This is a genomic window from Acinetobacter halobius (genome assembly GCF_044130335.1).
GTDB lineage: Bacteria > Pseudomonadota > Gammaproteobacteria > Pseudomonadales > Moraxellaceae > Acinetobacter.
The window spans coordinates 1-6,480 of sequence record NZ_JBIQOD010000035.1 but is presented as its reverse complement, the minus strand read 5'-3'; the positions used below and the strand labels follow the sequence as shown (position 1 = coordinate 6,480).

General features: G+C 32.7%; 8 protein-coding genes. 6 read left to right on the top strand and 2 right to left on the bottom strand.

Annotated elements, in window-relative coordinates; translation table 11 throughout:
• The 5 genes from ACE01U_RS16920 to ACE01U_RS16900 form a co-directional block, all read left to right on the top strand.
• The coding region (locus tag ACE01U_RS16920; RefSeq protein WP_395580008.1) for a hypothetical protein at window positions 1–228 on the top strand (228 nt) is incomplete at its 5' end.
• A 611-nt stretch (window positions 229–839) separates the two neighbouring features.
• Window positions 840–1,763 carry a replication initiation protein RepM gene (repM, locus tag ACE01U_RS16915; RefSeq protein ID WP_119383610.1) on the top strand — a complete coding sequence of 308 codons (924 nt, stop codon included), beginning with the start codon at window positions 840–842 and terminating at the stop codon, window positions 1,761–1,763.
• Window positions 1,764–1,828: 65 nt separating this feature from the next.
• Window positions 1,829–2,371: a plasmid replication DNA-binding protein gene (locus tag ACE01U_RS16910; protein ID WP_348925068.1), complete on the top strand. Its 543-nt coding sequence runs from the start codon at window positions 1,829–1,831 to the stop codon at window positions 2,369–2,371.
• Window positions 2,372–2,678: 307 nt separating this feature from the next.
• Entirely contained in the window at window positions 2,679–3,911 is a 1,233-nt protein-coding gene (locus ACE01U_RS16905) for an AAA family ATPase (protein ID WP_395580007.1), read from the top strand.
• Between the two features lie 19 nt (window positions 3,912–3,930).
• Entirely contained in the window at window positions 3,931–4,671 is a 741-nt protein-coding gene (locus ACE01U_RS16900; protein ID WP_395580006.1) for an RloB family protein, read from the top strand.
• Between the two features lie 89 nt (window positions 4,672–4,760).
• On the opposite strand, the gene ACE01U_RS16895 is transcribed toward ACE01U_RS16900, so the two are convergent.
• Entirely contained in the window at window positions 4,761–5,051 is a 291-nt protein-coding gene (locus ACE01U_RS16895) for a hypothetical protein (RefSeq protein WP_348925067.1), read from the bottom strand.
• 174 nt (window positions 5,052–5,225) lie between these two features.
• Here ACE01U_RS16895 and ACE01U_RS16890 point away from each other — a divergent pair, with 174 nt between their 5' ends.
• A complete protein-coding gene (locus ACE01U_RS16890; RefSeq protein WP_348925066.1) occupies window positions 5,226–5,567 on the top strand; it encodes a hypothetical protein in 342 nt (113 codons plus the stop codon).
• 26 nt (window positions 5,568–5,593) lie between these two features.
• Here the strand turns inward: ACE01U_RS16890 and ACE01U_RS16885 are convergent, their stop codons facing one another.
• The gene (locus ACE01U_RS16885) at window positions 5,594–5,785 is read right to left on the bottom strand and encodes a hypothetical protein (RefSeq protein WP_348925065.1); all 192 of its coding nucleotides are present in this window, start codon (window positions 5,783–5,785) and stop codon (window positions 5,594–5,596) included.
• Window positions 5,786–6,480 lie beyond the last annotated feature (695 nt).

The following is a 6,480-nucleotide window of genomic DNA, read 5'->3' as shown; positions in this document are numbered from 1 at the left end:
TTTAGATGCGTGGTGTGTGAACCAAAAATTGCCGGTATGTACCGGCTCCCAATCCATTTAATTGACTTAACTGACAGTAAAGATAGTGCTTGGCCAAAAGAGATCCTGACTATTGTGTTTCTAAGAGAAAAATCTATAAGCGGAAACTCTGGCCTACAGATTAAAAATAAAACCCAAGTTAAAACGCTCTCACATGCGATTTCAGCCACGTTTTTACTTAAGGCATAGAAGCTACTATTGAAATGAGTAATCAGGTCAAAAAACGCAAATGAGCACCAAATAGAGGATATTTTTATTCTAATCGGGATGGATAGAGCGAGTGTCTACGAGCGAACCATCAAAATTCGCACCTCGACCCTCTGAAAAACAGCTTTTTAGGACGTGAAGTCTAAATAAGCGTAAATCACGTGCAGAAAATTGGGCCTAGATCGAGCGTAGCGAGTAAAAAAGCTTTATGAGCGAAGCGAATTCCGAGTTTCTTTTGCTCTTGCTTTTGCTTTTTCTCAAAGTCACAACAGGATGATCTAAAAAATTGCTCCACGAATCGAGCGAAAGCGAGATTCAATAGAGTTTGAGCGTAGCGAAAACCAAGGGCAATTTTTCCCTCCTAAGGCTTTTAATAATTTTTAAAGTTTTTAAATACTTTTAGACCTGCTATAAGCCTTTATACATAAGGGTTTAAGAGCTTATATCACTACGTTTATCGACCCATATCACTACGTTTATCGACCCATATCACTACGTTTATCGACCCATATCACTACGTTTATCGACCATTTGACTACTCCAATATTTCATGTAGTATTACTACATCATTTTATGATGTAGTAATAAGAATAATGAAAGACTTAGTTGTCAAAGATAATGCTTTAATTAACGCAAGTTATAACCTTGATTTAGTTGAGCAAAGGTTAGTTCTATTAGCAATCATTGAAGCCAGACAAACAGGTAAAGGAATCAATGCTAATGATGCGTTGGTAATTCATGCATCAAGCTATATTGAGAATTTCGGTGTAGAAAAACATACGGCTTATGCTGTTTTGAAAGAGGCAAGTAAGGTCCTATTTGATAGGAGATTTACTTATCAATCTTTAACAGATAAAGGTAATGTAAAAACTACTCATAGCCGTTGGGTAAGCGAAATTAGCTATATTGATAATGAAGCATCTGTAAGTCTTATCTTTTCACCAGCTGTCGTCCCATTAATTACAAGGCTTGAGGAACGCTTTACTAGCTATGAATTAAAGCAAGTAAGTCAATTGACAAGCAGATATGCAACTAGACTTTACGAACTATTAGTTGCTTGGCGCACCACTGGTCAAACTCCAGTATTTGAGATTTCAGAATTTAGGCAGCAACTTGGTATTGCAGATGATGAATACACGCGCTCAGATAATTTCAAAAGAAGAGTTCTAGATATAGCTATATCCCAAATCAATACTTTTACAGATATCAAAGTTAAGTCTGAACAGCATAAAACTGGGCGATCAATCTCAGGCTATAGTTTTTCATTTAAGCCAAAGACATCAGTTAAAAATATTTCTAAAACAAGCAATGAACAGTTAGAACTGATTGGCCAATTGACAGATAAACAGATTCTTTTGTTCTCTGGTAAGTTAGCGTATGAACCCACATTCGCATCAAAATATAGTAAAGCTGGTGAAAGCTATGATGACTTTATAATTAGAATCTCTGGAGACTTAACAGATCCTAAAAAAATTAAAGAATACTCTCCATATCTAAAAGAATTAGGATTTAAATAGGTTTGTAAATTGACATTGTCAAATTAACAGTAAAGTATTAACTCAATTTAACCCCAGTTTACAATATGAAAAAATTATCAGTTTCAGAATTAGCTAAGCTGTATGGATATTCAAGACAAGCTATATATGCCCATATAAATAAAGGAAATTTATCGAAAGGTTCTGATGGGTTAATTGACTTTTCAGAAGCTTTAAGAGTATTTGGAGAACCTCAAAATAAAACATCAAATGTCAATCAGAGTCAATCAACTAACAGTCAAAACTTGACTGAAGTTGACTTATTAAAACGACAAGTTGACATACTTGAAAAACAATTGAATCAAGCTTTACTTAGAGAGAATCAATCATTAGAACGTGAATCTTTCTATCAAGAACAAATTGAAGCTATGCAACGCTTATTAGAGGCCCCAAAACCTCATATCCCTACGTCTATCGACCCAGAGCCTACTCAGGCTGAGCCGATGACAGAGGAAAAAGTAGAAGTCATCGCCATGCCGCAGAAAGAACCGGATACGACTGAAAATAAGCGGATTCCAGTGCCGGAGCACGTTGAACAGGAGCCGGAGAAAAGGGGCTTTTGGAGCCGTTTTTTTAGACCCTATGATTAACCACGATTGTTTAACTAATATGAACAAAGTCGTGAAACATTGATTAAATAATAGGCGTGGAACGTGAAAAATCATAAAAAAAGCCCACCAGAGGGTATGTGGGCTAAAATCATGTAACTACAGCATTGATTAATAAAGATAATTATAACGCATTTCGTATAACGTGCATTATGTTAATTTTAGAAATACTAAAAAGTCAAAATCATAAATAAATTTACTTAGATCTTGAAATAAGTTTGATATAGTAAAATTTATGATGAATAATCGATTCTATGGATAAAATATCCATAAAACTTAAGGTTTATATATGATTATTGACTTCACTGTACAAAACTTCCTCTCTTTTAGGGAGGAACAGACATTAAGTTTTGTCGCCGATAATAAAAATTTAGCACATAGTAGTCATCTATTAGAGACACCTATTACAGGACTTAAGCTCTTAAAGGTAGCCGTTATTTATGGTCCAAATGCATCAGGTAAATCTAACTTTTTGTCTGCTTTACACCGATTAAAACAATTAGTCGTAACTTCAGTATCTAATGCTCCGAATGATGAATTGGATGTTATGCCATTCCGTCTAGACAAAGAAAGTAGTGCTAGCCCAACTAGTTTTGAAATTAATTTCTTATGTAATGGTATTAGGTACAACTACTCAACGTTACTAGACTCCCAAAAAATTTATTCCGAATATCTTTCTTATTATCCTAAAAAATATAAGAAAAATATTTTCACTAGAGAGTTATCTGATTCAGATGAGTATATTTATAGCTTTGGTGATGACTTAAAACCCAAAAGGATCTATGACGATATTGCATTAAAAACATCTGATAAAGTTCTATTTTTATCAAAAGCCATCCAAGACAATAGCAAGTTTTTAAAACCCGTTTATGATTGGTTTGATAAGTTCCTCTTAGAACAATCTTCATTAGAAGATGCAGCAAAGCAAATCAATACAGATAATGCCTTCAAACAAAATTTTCTGGAATTTATTCGTAAACAAGATATTGATATCATCAATGTCGATGTTGATAGCTCATCATTAGCAGAAAAAATCATTAAAAGTGATAAGGATATGCCTCCAGAAATGAGAGAAAAAATTCTTAAAAATTTCAATGATAAGGTGGTTTATGATATTCAAACCTTCCATAAGGATTCCGATGGTGACTTAATACCTTTTGAATTCGGGTTAGAGTCTCACGGCACTCATAAGCTATTTGCTTTATCACCTCTTGTTTTAGAACAAACACCTAAAACGTTTTACGTTGATGAGCTAAGTTCTGCTTTACATCCTCTTTTAGTTAGAAATTTCTTAAAAACATTTCATGAAACAACTGATAGTCAGATGGTTTGTGTAACTCATGACACTCATTTAATTGATCCAGAATTCTTGAGAAAAGATCAAATTTACTTTGTAGAAAAAGATCAAGAACAATCTTCATCCCTATATTCTTTACTAGAATTTAATCCTAGGAATGATCGAGAAAACTGGGAACTACGATACTTATCAGGAAGATATGGTGCTACACCATATTTAAAATAATGAATAAAGAGATTTTTTAATGGGTACTGATGACATAGCTAAGAAAAGAATTCTAGCTAATCGAAAAGCTAGAGAAGATCGTAAGATTGCTAATCGTTCAGCTGGTAATCGTAGCGTTATTCCTAGAATACTAATCCTTACAGAAGGAGAGTCAGAAGAAATTTATTTTCAAGAACTGATTGATAGTATGTCCTTAGACACTGTTTTTGTAAGAAAAAGTACGCATACAGATAGTGTAGGAATTATTAATGATGCTATCAAATCTGCAAAGTCAGAAGCAAAAAATGGGAATGAATATACTTATATATTTTGTATATTTGATCTAGATACTGTGAAAAATAAATCTTTTCTTGATTTAATTAGCAGATATCGATCCAAGACTACAGAAATTTTTCCTATATATTCATTTCCTTGCATTGAAGTGTTTTTCTGTCTTCATTTTGAAATATGTACTAGACCCTTTCACACTATAAGGAAAAAAAAATCTATAGGCGATTCTGTAAAAGAATACTTTCAACAGAATTTTGATAATGAGTACTCTGAAACAAATAGAGAAAGTATTAAAAATTTAATTCCTCAATATAGAAACGCTATATATAATTCCCAAAAATTAATTGAACATCAAATTTCTGTTAATTCAATTAATCCTATAAGCACAGTACATAAACTACTAATTTTATTAGAGTCTATATATAAACGTAAAGGCCACTACATTTTTGAAAGAGAAGATATAGAAAGTTTTATTGAATCCAATATATGATCTTAGGCACCTTTCATGGTGCCTTTTCATTTAACATAAAATCTCTTATACGAAAGGCCCCTATTGGGCCTTTGTCAGCTATTACTAAACTATGAATAACCTAACTTTTTTTCAATTTCTCTAATTAAATCATCTCTATAAACAATGCCCGATAGAGCTTTAGCATGTAGAGCATCTTCAATGGCATGGGCATGGTGGGTATATTCTAAGCGGTGCTTATTCATAAATTTTTCAATGAAATATACCACTTCATAACCTTCATCTTTATCTACTTTAACTCTATCTGATGTTCCTTTATACGGAGCATCACCTTCATCACGAGACCAAGTATATTTATATAGACTATCTTGCAAATTCTCTTTCTTAACTTTTACAGTCATTTCGTAAACCTTTTAATAAAAATATTTTTAAAATCTAACAATAATAGATAGTTAAACAAAGGTCTAAACGAATGAGAGCGTCGGAATATGACGTTCTATTGAACATACAATCACTTATGTAACGTTCAATCCTCTAGACTTCTAAATTTAGAGTTCATACAGCAGGATATACATATGCAGCAAAAACCTTGGCAAAAGCTATTCAATGATTTCATTGGTGGGCTCATAAATATAAGCATTGTCGCAATCGTCCTCTTTTTCACAGCAGTCCAAACTACCAAATTTTTTTATTTGGAAATGCATATACAAGCACTGTTTTTAGGAGTCGGTACAGTATGTTTATTGATACTGTTTATCATTGGACTTATAGCTTTTGTCGAGGATAAAGCCACACCTCTATTGAATAGGTCAAATAACAAAGTTATCTCAGGTACTATTATGATAGCTATAGGTTTCTTTTTATTAATGCCAACTTTTTATACTTTATTTTTGGCTGATTTAATGAAAATAAAATAATAGGATTAACCACTAAAAAGCCCAAATTAATCTTGGGCTTTTTGTTCAATCTGCTCATTGGCCTCAAACATACCAAGATTGGTTATCCGGATGTTTTCCTGGCAATTTCCACAAAGCATCAGCCCTGCAAATTTTTGAACATTTTCCTTTGATTCACAGAAGTCACATGGCCGAGGAAATGAAACAATGTTGGCTGAATCGACAATAAAATTGCTCATAATTATAGAATCCTAATAAGTACTCATTATTTTCAATATTTTTCAAAACCTTACAGTTGTTTTTTAGTGTCTAAGAGTACACATGAGGGAAAAGGATATGTACTCAACTTTTATAAATAAAAACAGAATGTTAAAAACCATTAACCACTATTTCACGTACAAATGAGTGTACTCATAGATAGTCATATTTATCAGATATTAAGCATAAAAAAATCTCTTTTTTGAGTACGTATTTCTAAAGCATATAAATAGCCAATTCATGAGCCTGTTCTTGTATCGAAACGATTGGTAAAAGTGACAAAATGGTAATTTACTGACTATAAAGATATATTGCTTGCACCTAAGATACTAATAATTAATATTTAATTAGGCATTTATGCTTGCACAAACATTTTATCATTGCTTGCGCACTAAACTATTGATGTTAAAAGGGAAATATAAATTTTAATGCTTGCAATAGTGCTTGCATTAACTATTTAATAAATTTCAAGTATTTAAGTATCTTTTACTAAGTTTTTTGCAAGCAATTTCTCGTCTATTCAAACGCCTTTAAAACCCTTTTTACATGCGAATTTTGGGCTTTTATCTTTAGATGCGTGGTGTGTGAACCAAAAATTGCCGGTATGTACCGGCTCCCAATCCATTTAATTGACTTAACTGACAGTAAAGATAGTGCTTGGCCAAAAGAGATCCTG

Coding starts and splice junctions, on each gene's coding strand:
- repM (WP_119383610.1), top strand. CDS start 840: ATGAAAGACTTAGTTGTCAAAGATAATGCTTTAATTAACGCAAGTTAT.
- ACE01U_RS16910 (WP_348925068.1), top strand. CDS start 1,829: ATGAAAAAATTATCAGTTTCAGAATTAGCTAAGCTGTATGGATATTCA.
- ACE01U_RS16905 (WP_395580007.1), top strand. CDS start 2,679: ATGATTATTGACTTCACTGTACAAAACTTCCTCTCTTTTAGGGAGGAA.
- ACE01U_RS16900 (WP_395580006.1), top strand. CDS start 3,931: ATGGGTACTGATGACATAGCTAAGAAAAGAATTCTAGCTAATCGAAAA.
- ACE01U_RS16895 (WP_348925067.1), bottom strand. CDS start 5,051: ATGACTGTAAAAGTTAAGAAAGAGAATTTGCAAGATAGTCTATATAAA.
- ACE01U_RS16890 (WP_348925066.1), top strand. CDS start 5,226: ATGCAGCAAAAACCTTGGCAAAAGCTATTCAATGATTTCATTGGTGGG.
- ACE01U_RS16885 (WP_348925065.1), bottom strand. CDS start 5,785: ATGAGCAATTTTATTGTCGATTCAGCCAACATTGTTTCATTTCCTCGG.